General features: G+C 68.3%; 10 protein-coding genes. 2 read left to right on the top strand and 8 right to left on the bottom strand.

Annotation, left to right across the window (positions count from 1 at the left end; all coding sequences use genetic code 11):
- Window positions 1-72: 72 nt before the first annotated feature.
- A complete protein-coding gene (locus tag DMB66_RS27100; RefSeq protein WP_158647376.1) occupies window positions 73-2,469 on the bottom strand; it encodes a helix-turn-helix transcriptional regulator in 2,397 nt (798 codons plus the stop codon).
- A 718-nt stretch (window positions 2,470-3,187) separates the two neighbouring features.
- On the opposite strand from DMB66_RS27100, the gene DMB66_RS27095 reads away from it, so the two are divergent.
- Window positions 3,188-4,333 (top strand): alpha-hydroxy acid oxidase, encoded by a 1,146-nt coding sequence (locus DMB66_RS27095; protein WP_233624863.1) that lies wholly within the window; start codon window positions 3,188-3,190, stop codon window positions 4,331-4,333.
- A gap of 20 nt (window positions 4,334-4,353) precedes the next feature.
- On the opposite strand, the gene DMB66_RS27090 is transcribed toward DMB66_RS27095, so the two are convergent.
- Window positions 4,354-5,157 carry a siderophore-interacting protein gene (locus DMB66_RS27090; protein ID WP_125806933.1) on the bottom strand — a complete coding sequence of 268 codons (804 nt, stop codon included), beginning with the start codon at window positions 5,155-5,157 and terminating at the stop codon, window positions 4,354-4,356.
- Between the two features lie 181 nt (window positions 5,158-5,338).
- Here DMB66_RS27090 and DMB66_RS27085 point away from each other — a divergent pair, with 181 nt between their 5' ends.
- Window positions 5,339-6,922, top strand: coding sequence for an MBL fold metallo-hydrolase (locus DMB66_RS27085; RefSeq protein ID WP_125806932.1), 1,584 nt, complete (start codon window positions 5,339-5,341; stop codon window positions 6,920-6,922).
- 75 nt (window positions 6,923-6,997) lie between these two features.
- Here DMB66_RS27085 and DMB66_RS27080 read toward each other — a convergent pair whose 3' ends face one another.
- From DMB66_RS27080 to DMB66_RS27055, 6 genes are all read right to left on the bottom strand, one after another.
- Window positions 6,998-7,942, bottom strand: a complete 945-nt coding sequence (locus tag DMB66_RS27080) for a ParB/RepB/Spo0J family partition protein (protein ID WP_125806931.1) — start codon at window positions 7,940-7,942, stop codon at window positions 6,998-7,000.
- Between the two features lie 682 nt (window positions 7,943-8,624).
- Window positions 8,625-9,668 carry a 3-deoxy-7-phosphoheptulonate synthase gene (gene aroF / locus DMB66_RS27075; RefSeq protein ID WP_199752643.1) on the bottom strand — a complete coding sequence of 348 codons (1,044 nt, stop codon included), beginning with the start codon at window positions 9,666-9,668 and terminating at the stop codon, window positions 8,625-8,627.
- A 328-nt stretch (window positions 9,669-9,996) separates the two neighbouring features.
- Window positions 9,997-11,589 carry an MBL fold metallo-hydrolase gene (locus DMB66_RS27070; protein ID WP_125806929.1) on the bottom strand — a complete coding sequence of 531 codons (1,593 nt, stop codon included), beginning with the start codon at window positions 11,587-11,589 and terminating at the stop codon, window positions 9,997-9,999.
- A gap of 9 nt (window positions 11,590-11,598) precedes the next feature.
- On the bottom strand, window positions 11,599-12,933 hold the full coding sequence (locus DMB66_RS27065) for a tryptophan 7-halogenase (protein WP_125806928.1): 1,335 nt from the start codon (window positions 12,931-12,933) through the stop codon (window positions 11,599-11,601).
- Window positions 12,934-13,000: 67 nt separating this feature from the next.
- The gene (locus tag DMB66_RS27060; protein WP_125806927.1) at window positions 13,001-14,233 is read right to left on the bottom strand and encodes a cytochrome P450; all 1,233 of its coding nucleotides are present in this window, start codon (window positions 14,231-14,233) and stop codon (window positions 13,001-13,003) included.
- Window positions 14,234-14,326: 93 nt separating this feature from the next.
- On the bottom strand, window positions 14,327-15,359 hold a 1,033-nt coding region (locus tag DMB66_RS27055), incomplete at its 5' end, for a tryptophan 7-halogenase (protein ID WP_125806926.1).

Raw genomic sequence — 15,359 nt, 5'->3', positions numbered from 1 at the left:
GACGTCGCCGCGGTGGCACCGATCGGCGTCAGACCCGTCCAGCCGCCCGGCGACTTCTCCGGGAATCCGCGGTCACTGCCGGCAACGTCGCAATCCGGAGCGGCTGCGCACGTTGAGTTTGCGGTAGATCTTGGTGAGGTGCTGCTCGACCGTGCTGACGGTGATGCAGAGATGCGCGGCGATCTGCCGGTTGGTGTTTCCGGCGGCGGCGAGCGCGGCGACCCGTTGCTCGGCGTCCGTGAGCTTGGTGCTGTCCACCGCGGCGGCGGCCCCGGGCGGCCGATCGGCCCGGCTCACGCCGAAGGCGCATCCCGGGTCGGCAGCGGGCTCCACCCGGGCAGGCCCGTCGGCTGTGGCAAGGGTGGCGTCCGGGCTGTGCCACTCCATCCTCGACGCGACCTCGGTGGCGTCGACACCCCACCTGGCCATCAGCTCGGCGCACGACCGGAAATGCGTCAGCGCACTCTGCCGATGCCCCATGGCTTGGTGATACCGCCCCAGCGCCTGCAGATAGGGCAGCACGAACGGGGTGTCGAACATGGCCGCCCGCACCGGCACGGCGAGATACATCCGGGCGGACTGGGTGTCGCCGAGATCGGTGGCGGCCCGGACCGCGACCGACAAGGGCAGGCCGGCCACCACACCCCAGGCCGGCGGCGGGACCGCGTCGAACACCTCCCGGATCTCGTACAGCGCCGTCCCGCTGTCTCCGCCGCGCAGCGCCGTGACCGCCTTGATCGTGCCGATCAGCACCCGCCGCATGGGCACCCGCGCGATCCAGTCCTCCTTCAGCAGCGAGTCGCACCAGGCGGCCACCTCGTCCAGCCGGCCGGTCTGCACCAGGACGACCAGGGCGTAGAGCGCGGGCGTGAGCAGGTTTCCCGCGCGGATTCCCATCAGCATCTGGTCGACCTGCTCGGTCGCCGTGTCGTCGTACGCCGACGTGGCCGCCGAACTGAGGTAGGTGACCGAGGCCATCGGGCCCGACCCGGCCATCGACGGCTCGGCGGGCCGGCCGGATTCCGCGTACCGCTCCGAACCCACTCCGGTCTGGCAGTACAGCCTCCACAGCTGGGCGAGACTCGGCACCTCGTCCTGCACACCTGTGAGCCGCATCAGCTCGTCGGCGTCGGTGAACTCGCCCCACCAGAGCAACTGGTTCATCACGATCAGCGCATCCGGCTGGGTCAGCAGCCCGGCACGCGCATCGCGCATGAGTCCGTACAGCTGGCGCGCGGCGCGGCTGGGATCGGCATGCCACTGCGCCGCGGCGGCCAGCACGGCGGCCTGGGCTCGCTGGGTCTCGTCCGGGCTGGCGCCGACCGCGTACCGGAGGCTGTTCACCGCGCTGTCGACGTCACCCTCCGTCATCGCCTCCCGGGCCGCCTCGCAGAGGATGGCGACCCGCCACGTGCCCTTGCCGCCGTCCTGCGCGGTGACCAGATGTTCGGCCACGGCGATCGCCGGCGCCCCGCTGGCGTGCAGCAACTCCGCCGCACGGCTGTGCAGCGCGGGCAGGCTTCCCAGCGGGATGCTCGCGAGCACCGCCGAGCGGATGTGGCCGTGCCGGAAACCCTCGGCGCCCTCGGCGTCCAGCAACCCGACTTCGTGCAGGTCCCGCATGCACTCGCGAACCAGGACGGTGTCCGCGCCGCCGAGATCGGCGACCAGCTCCGGGGTGGCGTAGTCGCCGAGGACCGCCATGACCCGGGCGACCGCGGCGGTCGCGGGCGCGGACCGGTGCAGGATGCGCAGCACGGCCTGCCGGAAACTGACGCCTGGTTCGCCGGACGTCTGCGCCGGCGCCGCGATCCGATCATCGATGAGAGCGTGCATCAGCAGCGGGTTTCCGCCGCTGACCTCGGTGCAGAGCCGGGCGAACTCATCGTCGACCGCGCCACCGAGCCGCTCGGTCAACTGCCCGGCGACATCCGCCGGGGTGAGCGGCGCCAGCTGGATCCGATGGCAGTAGGGCAGATGCAGCATCTCGGCACGCAGGTCCGCCGTGTCCCGCTCGTAGGAGGTGCTCTCGTTCAGGATGATGATCAGCTTGGACTGTTCCATCCGCCGGATCAGATAGCTCAGGCAGCGCAGGGACTGCTCGTCGGCGAAGTGGACGTCGTCGATGCCGATGAGAACCGGCCGCCCTCCGGCGAACTGCTGAATCGCGGCGCCGGTCTGATCCATCAGGACGTGCGGGTCGCGGCTGCGATGCGGCGTGCCGTCCGGGAGGAGCCGCGGCAAGCCGGCCACGTGCATCGAGTCGATAAGCCTGTCCAGCACCCCGAACGGGTGCTCCCGCTCCCCCGCCGAGGCGGTGACCAGGAAGCGAAGGGCGCCCTGGCGCCCGGCATGCGCGGCCAACTCCTGCGCGAGAGCTGTCTTCCCGGTGCCCACCGGCCCACTGATCAGCAGAACCGCACCTCTGCCCTGGGTCGTCGCCGCGTAAACCTGCTCGAACAGGAGCAATCTTGAATTCTGCTTACGTAGCGTCACAGGTCCCCCGAACTAGGCAATTTGCATTGCCACCCGGAGTTGCACCTTACCGGCACGAAGCGGGCTGAGGAACCTGCGATCCACTTTGGAGCTCCTACCCCGCCGCAGGTTAGAAGGGAGGCTGTCGCACAGCTGTCACACAGCTTTCGACCTCGTTCTGTCAGGGCTTTTCGATGGCCGGCCGGCACTGCTACAGGTGGTCGACTATGGAGTCGGCGTCAACGGGCAAGGCCAGGCGGCGTATCCGCCGGATACGATGCCGCCGGCGGTGCCGCACTGCTACAGCACTGACATCACGCCGCGAGACAACCCCGGCCCTCCTCGGCATCATCTGAAAACCTCGCCGGCTGCCCGAGCCCGGCTCCCGGTGACGAATCCCACACTCGCCGTCCGGCCACCTCCGGACGCGTCGGCCTGACCGGCCCCGGCGACGATCACCGCACGAATCACCGCGCCTCACCCTATTGCGAATGAACGCCGAAATGCACGGCACCATGTCCAGGCGCGATTTAGCCAGATGCGCGATGCGCGCCATAAGGTTTCTGGGACTTCTCGGCCGTACCGATACGGGGGCAGCAAATGCCGGAAACACAGCCAGCTGATCCACATGAGTCGATACCCGTCGAATACTTCGGCAGCGCCACCATCAAGGCGCCGCACGAGGCGGTGGAACGGGAAAGGACGGGCCAGCGTGGACCACAACGCTGAACCGCTCACCGCGAGCGACTTCGAGCGCGCCGCCGCCGGGATTCTGCCCGCCGAGATCTGGGACTTCGTCGCCGGCGGAAGCGGCGCCGAAACCACCGTCACGGCGAACCGCACCGCCCTGGACAACGTCTTCCTGCTCCCCCGGGTATTGCGTGACGTCTCCGCCTGCACCACCCGCTCGACGTTGCTGGGCCGCCCGGTCGAGCTGCCCGTCGCCACCGCGCCCGTGGCCTACCAGCGGCTGGTCCACCCCGACGGGGAGGCGGCCACCGCGCGGGCGGCGGCCGCGGCGGGAGTCCCGTTCATCGCCAGCACGCTCAGCAGCGTGCCCCTCGAACAGGTCATCGAGGCCGGCGGCCGGGTCTGGTTCCAGCTCTACTGGCTGCGCGACGACGCCGCCACGCTCGGCCTGGTCCGGCGGGCCGAGCAGACCGGCTGCGACGCCATCGTGCTCACCGTCGACGTGCCCTGGATGGGCCGGCGGCTGCGGGACATCCGTAACCGATTCGCGCTGCCCGCCCACGTCCGCGCCGCCAACATCACCACCACCGGCGTCGCACACGAACGCCACTGCGACGGTTCCGCCGTCGCCGCCCACACCAGCCAGGAGTTCTCACACAGCCTGACCTGGTCGGCGGTCGAGCGGATCCGCCAGGCGACCCGGCTGCCGCTGGTGCTGAAGGGCCTGCTGGCTCCGGAGGACGCCGTGCAGGCGGTCGAGTGCGGCGTGGACGCGATCGTGGTCTCCAACCACGGCGGCCGTCAACTCGACGGCGCTGTCACCAGCATCGACGCGCTTCCCGAGATCGTCGACGTGGTGCGCGGCAGCTGCGAGATCCTGCTCGACAGCGGCATCCGCACCGGTACGGACGTCCTGCGGGCGCTGGCTCTCGGCGCCTCCGGTGTCCTGATCGGCCGGCCGCTGATCTGGGGGCTGGCCGTCGGCGGCGAGCGCGGGGCGGCACGCGTCCTGGAGCTGCTGGCGACCGAGCTGCGGGACGCCATGGGCCTCGCGGGGTGTGCGGACGTCGACGGCGCACGACGGCTGCGGACGACGCGTGGACCGCGCGTCGCCGGCACACCACCCGCCGTCCAAACGTCGGATACGGCCAGTTGGACAGATGCCTGACAAGAGGGTCGCGCCTCCGGTCACCGTCCCGCTGCCGCGGCCTTGACCTGACGCCACTGCTCGTCGGTGAGACCCCGGCGCCAGTATCCGGAAATCGACAGCAGTTCCTTCGCCAGCCCACGCTCGCGCAGCAGGAAGCGGCGCAACTCCTGGATGGCGCCGCCCTCACCGTGCACGAAGGCCTGCACCACGCCGGGATCGAAGGCGAGCGACCGGACGGCCTCGACCAGGGTCTCGCCGCGGGCCCGGTGCACCCACCGGACCTCGCAGTCGGCGGCGGTCGGCAGCGGCTGCTCGTCCGAGGCGTCGGCGACCTCGACGATCACCTTCGCCCGGGCTCCCGGCGCCATCGCCGCGAGCGTCACGGCTATCGCCGGCAGCGCGACGGCATCGCCCACGAGCAGGTGCCAGTCGGCCTCGGTGCCGGGGTGGTACCGGCCACGCAGATCGCACATCAGCACCGGATCGCCGACGCGGAGCCCGGTCAGCCAGGAGCGGGTCAGCCCGGGACAGCCGTGGTCGTAGATGTCGATGGCCAGCTCGGCGGCGACCGGGTCGAGGGAGCGCACCGTGTAGGTCCGGGTGCGCGGCCACGCCGCGCGAGGCAGCTCGGCATGGATACGACGCAGGTCGAGGTCGTCCGGATAGGTCACTCCGGGCCGCGGGAAGACCAGCCGTACGTATGTGTCCGTGAACGGGCCGGTGCCGGTTTGCGCTAGAGCCGGCCCGGTGACCACCATTCTTGTCATTCGCGGAGCAATTCGCTCCAACCGCCGGAGAGCGAGCCGGAGGAGGGGACGCTCGGGCGCGGATATACCGATCATGTCCCTCCTTGATCCGAATGACATCTGGCAAGGATAGGCTAACCAACGCGATTCCGGAAACGCGGTCGGACAGCGCATAGGAGCACCGTTTTCGCCAGGTTGACAACCGCCCTGACGGCGCTGCGATAGTGGCCCGAGAAACGGAATGCCTGTCCGCCACCATTCCCGGTTTGGAGGCTTCATGAGTGTCAGTGCTGAACCGGTGTTTCTGAGGTCCAACGCGATCATCGAACCGCTGGTCGACCGGTTCTATGCCTGGATGCACACCGTGTCGCCCGCCGCGGCCTCGTTGAATCTGGCGAGGATCCAGATTCCCCTGCTCGAATCGCGCCTGCGAGATCCGCAGCCGCACGTGGCCGCCGGCACCGACTCCCCCGCGCCCGGCCACTTCGCCGACGTCGGGGAGCCGCGCGGCATGGAGGTCGCGGCACTGCTCGACTCGATCAAGAAGGACCGCGCGGACATGCTGGCGTTCGCCGACGCCGTCGCCGAGGCCGGCGCCCTGCTCCGGCAGCACGTCACGGGCTCCGATCTCACGCGTCTCCACCCGAAGCTTCCGGCCGCGCTGAACGGGCTGGTGGAGCTGGCCTGCGACCCCGGCAACCAGGCGTCCCTGCGCCTGCTCGAGCCACTCCTGTACGCGAGCCCGTACTACGACGTCAGCCGTCAGTCGATCCAGCTGTCGCTGGACACCGGCGCCGAACGGCCGTCCATCCTCGACACCCCCCGGCTGCCCCATCCGGACGTGCTGGATCTGAAGATCCCGTTCACCCATCCCGGCATCGACGAACTGTTCGCCGCGCGGATCGCGCCCACCACGCTGGGCCGCCTGCGCGAGGCACTGGAACTCGACGACGCGCGGACGGAGCAGCTGCGTCGGCTGCTCACCGACAAGCCGAACCTATCGCCCGACCGGCACATCGAGAAGGGCGGCCGGATCCGCTACTTCGGCCACGCCTGCCTGGTGATCCAGTCGGCCGGGACGACCATCGTCACCGATCCGTTCATCAGCGCCGACAACCGCCACGGTGACCGATACACCCTCGACGACCTGCCGGACCGCATCGATCTGGCGCTCATCACGCACGCCCGTCCGGATCACCTCGTGCTGGAGACGCTGCTCCAGCTCCGCACGCGGATCGGCGCGATCGTGGTGCCGCGCTCCTCGCGCGGCAACCTGTGCGACCCGTCGATCGGGCTGTGCCTCAAGGAGCTCGGCTTCACCGTCATCGAGGTCGACGACTTCGACGCGGTCCCGATCCCCGGTGGCCGGGTGGTGGCCACCCCGTTCCTGGGTGGGCACAGCGCACTGGACATCCGCGCCAAGTCGACGTTCTTCGTGCGCATCGCGGGCGCCACCATCTACATAGGCGCCGATACCTCGGGCATCGACCCGGTGGTGTATCGCTACGTCCGCAACCGCCTCGGCCACGTCGACATGGCGTTCCTCGGCATGGAGCGCGCCAGCGCGCCGCTGGCCCGGCGCTATCAGGGCCTGTCGACCCGCCCGGCGACCACCGTCAGCGACTCGCGCGAGCCGTCGCGCTCCGACGCCGCGCGGGCCGCGGCGATCATGACCGAGCTCGGCGCGGATGAGGGCTACCTCTACGCCATGGGCGAGGAGAGCTGGCTCGGCCACGTCGTGGCGACGGTTCACGCCGAGGACACTGACCAGATCAAGCAGATCGAGGAATTCCTCGGCTGGTGCTCCGGCAACGGCATCACCGCCGGGCGCCTCTTCAACAAGCGCGAGTGGCGTTGGTAGACGCGCCGGAGCCGGACCACCGACAGCGTGGTCCGGCTCCGTCGGCACACCGTCTCCACGCCAGCAGCCCCACCGTCAGCTGGCCATCCGCTGTCCCGGAACCCGGGTGGCGAAGTCGGCCCACAGGTCGGCGAACTGGCGGGCCAGGTCGGCCACCACATCGGTGCAGTGCGGCGGGACGTTGTCGACGATCGTCTCCCACTCCTTCGCCCAGTGGGCGTGCAGCGACAGCAACCGAAGCAGGTTGCGACCGTTGTCGGTGTATCTGAGCGCCGGATCGCCCATCAGCCGCTTGACGACGACGGCCTGGTCGAGCACCGGTTCCACCCGGTCTCCGGGGCGGACGAGGTTCAGCGGGCGGCGGTCCCTGGCCGTGCTCATCGCCGTCGCCGGTGCGGCGTCCCGCGGCCGCCGGGTCGGCACCAGCTCCGCGCCGCTGAGGAGCCGGTTACGGACGTCGCGAGCCGTCTCCGGGGAGATCGCCGCCGCTCGGGCGACCTGCCGGAGTGACAGGCTGGGGTTCTCGGTCATCAGCCGGCCGGCGAGCAGCCGACCCGCGCTGCAGTCCAGCGGGCGCACCCGGCCGTCCTGGCCGACGCGGCTGGAGTCGGGAGCCGACGCCCCGGCCACCCGGCGGCGGATGTCGGCCACCGTGCCCGGGGAGATGCCGGTCACCGCGGCGACCCGGCGATCCGACCACTGCGGGTGCGAGACGGCGATGCGCTCCGCCGCACGCTTGCGATCCGCCAGGGCGAGCGGCAGGCCGTGTGAGACGTTGAGCCACACCGACAGCACGAACGCCTCGTCCTCGGAACCGTCGAAGAAACGTCCGGCGATCGTCGTCTCGGCACGCCGGAGGGCCGCCTGGATCCGGTGGGCGCCGTCGATGACCCGCATGGTCGGCCGGTGCACCACGATCGGTGGCAGCTCCCCCTGCGCCGCGACCATGGCCTCCAGGTGCGCCGGATCGCCGCCGGCGAGTCGAGGCGATCCGCTCAGGCTGAGTGAACTGATCTCCATCGCTATGATGGGCTGCCGGTTGAGGTCCTCTTCATCAGGTGTCAATGCAGCTCCTAAGCTCGTGACGCGCGTTCCGGGCACAGCTGGCACGCACGTGAGTCAAGGCGGCCCTCGATGAGGCGGGGCACGACAGGGCCGACCGGCCCCTGTGGCCGTACGCCTTCGGGCTCGACGCCGGGCCGCATGCCGCTCCGGAGCAGGGGTGTTCCGGGCAGCACGGGGCACGGAGTCAGCGACCGGCCTCGGCGAATCCGCGCAGGGCGGTTCGCGGCGCGGCTGGACCATTTGGTCGCAGCCCGCCGATACCGAGGACAGCGGCGCGCGAGAGCCTCGCGGGGCCAATGGAAATGAACGCCGGGCTGTTATGGCGTTCCGTATGCGGACGCGAACCGGCGACCGGTCCACAGCGACCACTGTGGTCATCAAGGTCGCATCGTCGTCAGGCAGACAGCCCGTCCGGTATCAGCCAGTAACCATGACTCTTCTCCCCGTGCTCGCAACCAATATGCCGCGCCATTTCGAAGCCGGGCATTGTGGTTAGATCTTCTTCCAGCGGCACGAATTTAACATCGATTGACAGCTATCTGTAACCCCTGACTCACGGACCGACACCCAACCCCTAACCCCTAGCCCGGGATGCTCGTTTCACCACCTTGATGCCCTATTGACCCCCGGACGGCGCTCACACCCCGGCCGGAATATGTCCGAATTCGCCGGAGGAAAAGGTCAACTCGCGCCCCATGAAAGGCGACATAGTGGTAACAATGTCGGCAATTTCCTTAATATCGGATTCGGGCAGCGCCTGGTCACCGTCGCAGAGGGCCGTCTTCGGTTCCGGGTGAACGTCGATGAGGAGCCCGTCCGCGCCGACGGCGATCGCCGCGCGAGTCAGCGGCACCACCAGATCGCGACGTCCGCCGGAGTGCGAGGGATCCACGATCACCGGCAGATGGGAAAGCCGCTGGGCCACCGGCACCGCGCTGATGTCCAGGGTGTTACGAGTGGCGGTCTCGAACGTCCGAATACCTCTTTCACACAGCACGATGTTCAGGTTTCCGCGCTGCGCGATGTACTCGGCGGCACTCAGCCATTCCTCGATCGTCGCGCTGAAGCCGCGTTTGAGCAGAACCGGCTTGCCGGCCGAACCGACAGCCTGCAGCAGTGCGAAGTTCTGCATGTTGCGGGCACCGACCTGCAGCATGTCGGCGTACGCCGCGACCATGTCCACGCTACCCGGATCGATGACCTCGGTGACGACGGCGAGACCCGTCTCGGCCCGCACCTCGGCCAGGATGCGCAGGCCGTCCTCCCCCAGCCCCTGGTAGGAGTACGGCGAGGTCCGCGGCTTGAACGCACCACCGCGCAGCATCGAGGCCCCGGCGGCTTTCGCCATCCGGGCCGCCTCCAGCGTCTGTTCCGGAGACTCCACCGCGCACGGCCCCGCGATCACGGTCAGCGTGCCCGGGCCGATCGGCACCCCGCCGACCCGGATCACCGAGCGGGCCGGGTGATGCTCCCGGCTGACGAGCTTGTACGGCACCGACACCCGGATCACCTGGAGCACGCCCGTCAGGCTGCCCAGGTTGAGGGCCTCGAAGTCGGCCACGTCGCCGACCAGGCCGACGATGGTCCGGGACAGCCCGCGGCTGACGAACGCCTGCCCACCCACCGACCTGACCAGGTAGACGACCGCTTCCACATCCGCCGGAGTGGCCTCCGGCGCCATCACAACGACCATGACAGTCCTCCTCTTCTAGCGTCGTGTGTGCTCCGGCGCGGCTCGGAACCGGCCGAGCCGGCCGCGATCGGACGTGCTCTCAAGACAGATCACTCGGGTGCGGATCCGCCGCTGTCCCTCCGCCGGCCGGAGTGGTGACGCCCGAACAGCGAGACGCCGCGGCGTCACCGCCGCGGCGAGTCGGTCCTTTCCATCCGCTGCTCGATTTCCTCGGCGCTCTGAAAGCCATTCGTCGGCGCTGTTCTCAGACATGCTCCGGGCCGGCGAGCAGCGGCGCGAATGCGCGCCGCTGCTCGCCGGCCGGGTCGTAGCCGCCTCAGGGTTGCGACCAGTTCCATTCATGCCGATCAAGCAGATGGCCGGATTTCACGCCGTTGTTCGAGCACCATGTCTCGAACTCGGCGATCTGCTGGAGCTGGTAGGAGTCCTCGTTGTAGCTGGTGGCCATGACGTGGCCGAGCCAGCTCTCCTCGCCCATGGCATAGACGTACACCTCGTCGACGCCGAGCTCGGTGACGATCGCACTCGCCTGCTGCGCGTTGGAGCCGGACATCTTGCGGCTGTCACTCATCTTGTTGGAGATCGGCTTGGTCATGAACGCCTGATACTGCCAGTTCAGCGGGGCCCCGTCGCACTCCATGCCGAGGAAGGCGATGTCGACCGGTCCGAGATGCCCGCGGACATAGCGGTAGAGAACCGGGTCGAGGCCGGAGGAGTCCGCACCCACATAGATCGACTTTCCACCGAGACTGATCCAGTACGTCGCCTTGGCACGAATGTCGAGATCGGCGTGCTCCCCGAAGAACGGAGTGGCGGCGATCTTGCCGCCCGGGAACTCGATCTCGTCGAAGTCATCCACCTCGACGGCGGAGAACCCGAAGCTCCTGAGGTAGAGCGCCAGCGAAGGATCGAGCAGATTACCGCGCGAGGTCCTCGGCACCACAAAGGTGCCCACCCGGCCGCGCAGCTGAAGCAGCGTCTCCGGCACGAGATGGTCGGAATGCCCGTGGGTGATGACCACATAGTCGATGTGGTCGGGCAGGTCGTTGTAGGTGTACCGGCCGGTCGCGTCGGTATCCGCGCTGATGAACGGGTCCGTCATGATGGCCACGTCGGGTGTCTGCAGGAGCAGGCAGGCGTGCCCCCAGTAGCGGATCCGGGCGCCGGCCGTGATGTGGCGGTCGGCGGCGAGCGCGGACTCCGGGACCAGCAGCCCGGAGAGCTGGGCCGCTTCCGCGTCGCCGAGCTCCAGCGCCTCACGGAGGGCGGCCAGGGTGGTGGGCCGGACCCTGGACCGGAAGAGCTGCTCCAGACCCGGGTGCCGGAACGGGATCCGCAACTCGAGCACGTCGGGCGAGGGCAGCCGCGGGGTGCTCATCACGAACGGCCGTTCGATGCCCGTCTCCACGGAGAGCTGAACCGACTGGCGGTCCTCCGTGTAGGCCTTGCTCTTGTAGACGAGCGGCTCCTGGAAGTGCAGCGAGGCAGCGTTGCTGGTGTCATAGGAGATTTCCACCAGACCCGCCAGCTCGGGGGGCAGCTTCGGGTAGAGCGGCTTCAGGTCGTAACCGGTCGCCTCCTCGCGGACGATCTTCTCGGCCGCGGCGATCGCCTCGGCGAAGCGGATCATGTCCGCGCGGTCGTGCCGGATGGCGGTGAGCAGCGCCTGGACCTCATCCTTCCGCTTGTCCTCGATGCCGACGAAGAATCCGCCGCGGAACTTCGGGTCCCGGCTGCCCTTGTAATGCCATTCCGGGGCCTGCAGGTAGGACTCCAGCATCGGTATCAGCCGGTTGGCGAGGGTCATGGTCCCCGTGACGGGGGCCACCGCGTACATCGACGCGTAAAATCGATCAACCAAAGGCTCAATAATGGTATTTGGCCGCAAAAAAAGGCGCTCGTCACTCATTTATCCTCCTCATGATCGAATAGCTTCCGGATAAGGCAGCCATTTCATTCCGTCGGGCGAGGCGACCATTCCGCCTGGGAACAGCGGCACCTCAGGCGCGTCGTCTTCGCCGCCCGGCGCTGTCGGCGCCGGCTCACCGGATGACAGCCCGACGGCCAGGTCCACGAACGACTCCAGCTCGGTGCGCTCGCTGTTCGTGACCTTCTTGGCCTGCCGAAAATACGACTCCTCGCTCACGTCCATGTCGTAGAACGACATGAGGAAGTCGTGGAACACCCCGTACTCGCGGCGGTACCGCGCCTCGAACTCGGTCAGCGCGGTCTTCTCATCCAGGTCGTCCGCCAGGACGCTGTTGATCGAGCGCGCCGCGAGCAACGCGCCGTAGGTCGCCAGATGCACGCCGGACGAGAGCACCGGATCCATGACACACGCGGCGTCCCCGACCAGAATCATCCCGGGCCGCCACAAAGCAGTCTGGTGATAGGAGTAGTTCTCACTGACCCGCAACTTCCCGTACTTACCGGCCTTCACCCGCGACGCCTCCGAGAGCAACTCGGAGATCAGCGGGCATTCGGCGATCAGGGCCGCGAAGGCCTTCTCCCGGTCGCCCTGGATCTTCTCCGCCATCTCCGGGCGCACCACCGCGCCGACGCTGCTCAGCCCGCCGGTGATATTGGTGTACCAGAACCAGCCACTTTCGAAGGCCACGATCAGAGTGTTGCCCGAGTATGGCGCCGGCTCCCTGCAGCGACCGAAGTAGCCGGAGAGCGCCAGGCCGCCGGGGAGGTCCGAGTGGTTCCGGGCGCCGCCGACACTGGAATACAGCCGGCTCTTGTTGCCCGACGCATCGACCACGAAGCGCGCACGCACCTCGTGCTCACCGCCGTCGGAGTCGGTGTAGCGCAGGCCGGCGACCCGCTCGTCCCCTTCGATCACACCGGCGACCGAGCAGCCCTCACGCACCTCGACACCCTTGCGCTGCGCGTTACGCAGCAGGATCTCATCGAAACGCGCCCGCTCGACCTGGTACGCGAACGACGTCGGCCCGGTCAGCTGAGGAGAGTCGGCGAAGGAGAACGTCCACGGCTCCGAGCGCGCACCCCAGCGGAAGGTGCCACCATGCTTGACCCGGAAATTCGTTCCTGCCAGCTCGTTCATGACGCCGAGCATCCGGCAGACCCCCTGAACGGTGGAGGGCAGCAACGACTCGCCGATCTGGTACCGGGGAAAGACCTCCTTCTCCAGCAGCAACACCCGATGACCCTGCATGGCCACCAGCGAAGCCACCGTCGAACCGGCCGGCCCGCCACCGGCCACCACCACATCGAACTCCTCAACCGGCATGTCCACCATCCCTGCGCCGAATGCTGATCTGTTGGACTGACTCGAGACTTCGCGGCGCTGTCGTCCGCTACCAGGCGACCGGCAACCGATCCGGGCTGTCGATGAACGCCCTTCTGAGCTTCACCGAATCGGCGGGTACGGCCAGGCGCAGCTCGGGGAATCGCCGCCACAGGGTTTGATAGGCCATGCGCAGCACCGCTCTCGCCACCGCCGCACCTATGCAGTGGTGGATGCCGTGCCCGAACGCCAGGTGCGGGGCCTGGTCACGGCTCGCGTCGAGCGTGTTGGGATTCGGCGTCAGCGCCTCATCCCGGTTGGCCATGAGAATCGAGCACAGAACCATCTCCCCCGCCTTGATCAGCTGTCCGTCGATGACCACGTCCTTGATGGCCATTCGCGGAGTCGGCTGCTGGATGGCAGACAGGAACCGCAACAGTTCATTGACCACGCGGTCGGCCTCCTCGCGCCCGGCGAAGAGCAGCTGTCTCTGGTCGGGATGGTCCAGCAGCGCGAGAATCCCGAAACCGATCATCCCCGCGACGCTCTCGACACCACCGAGGATGAGCGCCGTGCAGACGCCCTTCAACTCCTCATCCGTGACGTCCGCGCCGTGTTCTCGTACAAGCATGCCGATGAATCCCTCGTCGGGGTCCTTCCGCTGCCTGGTGATGAGGCTGTTCAGGTACCGGTTGAACGCCGCGCTGTCGGCCGCCCGGGCCTTGTACCCGCGGCTCAGATCGACGTTCTGCCGGACGCGTCGCATGAACTCGTTCCGATCATCACGCGGGATGCCGAGCAGCTCACACAGGGCGCCCCCGCCGACCGGATCCGCGAACAGCACCTGCGCGTCCGCGGGCGGGCCCGCAGCCTCCATCGCATCGAGGCGCTCATCGATGATGGCCTGGATCGCGGGCTCCAGTCGACGGATCCGCCGCACCGTGAACTCCGGCGTCAGCATCCGTCGCAGGCGGGTGTGCTCGGGCGGATCATAGGTTGATATCTGTCCGACGATCTCCGGCGGGATCGGAACCCCTTCTCCGCTGATCGGTTGCGCCTCGGTCAACCGCAGCCGCGTCGAGAAATTCTCGTGGTCGCCGATGATCCTTCGCACGACGTCGTGGCCAAGGGCCTGCCAGACATAATCCTTGCCCGTCTGAGTGGCCGCGTTCCCGGCGATCCGGATCAGCGGGCCGTGCGCCCGGAGAGCGAACATGTCCTCGTGCGGATCGCAGTGCGTTCTCAACATGTAGTTCGCCGTCGGCCGCACGACCGGCGCGACCTCATCGATACCGTGATCCATACCGGGTGAAGCTCCTTCCCGCCCGCGCGATTCGCCACCGCTGTCTGCCGGCCCGGATACATCCGGCGGGCCCGGCGCTCCGGCTGGAGAGGCTCACGCGGGATGGTAGGGCAGCCATTTCATCCCGTCGGGTGAGGCCACCAGGCCGCCGGGGAAGAGCGGCAGTTCGGGCTCGGCGTCCTCGCCGAGCACGGCCTTCATCTGCACCTGACCGCCCTCCTGCATGACCTGCTTGACCACCTGCGACTTGAACATCGGCACCATGTTGCCGTCGTCGCTGGAAGCCATCTGATCCACGGCCGCGGCGAACTCGGCGCTGCGCTCGGTGATCCTGCCGGACGTGGTCAGCGCCGCCTCGCCGGACGACACTCCGCCGATCAGTTCCACGAACGACTCCAGCTCCGTGCGCTTGTTCTTGGTGACCTTCTTCGCCTGCCAGAAGTACGACTCCTCGTTCACGTTCATCTCGTAGAACGAGACGAGGAACTCGTAGAACACCCCGTACTCGCGGCGGTACCGCGCCTCGAACTCGGTCAGCGCGGTCTTCTCATCCAGGTCGTCCGCGAGGACGCTGTTGATCGAACGCGCGGCGAGCAACGCACTGTAGGTCGCCAGATGCACGCCCGAGGAGAAGACCGGATCCACGAAGCACGCGGCATCGCCGACCAGAATCATCCCGGGCCGCCAGAAGCTCGTCTGGAGATAGGAGTAGTCCTTGCGGACCCGCAGCTCCCCGTACCTGCCGGTGGTGATCCGGCGGGCATCCTGCAGATACTCGGAGATCAGCGGGCATTCGGCGATCAGAGCCTGGAGCGCCTTCTCCCGGTCGCCCTGGATCTTCTCCGCCATCTCCCGGCGCACCACCGCGCCGACGCTGGTCATCGTGTCGCTCAGCGGGATGTACCAGAACCAGCCACTGTCGAAGGCCACGCTGAGGATGTTGCCCGAGTTCGGCGCCGGCAGCCGCTTGCCGTTCTCGAAGTAGCCGAAAAGCGCCAGGCTGCGGAAGAACTCCGAGTAGTTCCGGGTCCCGCCGACACTGGAATACAGCCGGCTCTTGTTGCCCGACGCATCGACCACGAAGCGCGCACGCACCTCGTGCTCACCGCCGTCGGAGTCGGTGTAG

Source organism: Actinoplanes sp. ATCC 53533, from assembly GCF_003947245.1.
The sequence above is the reverse complement of the archived record's forward strand: the minus strand, read 5'-3'. Positions and strand labels throughout refer to the sequence as shown.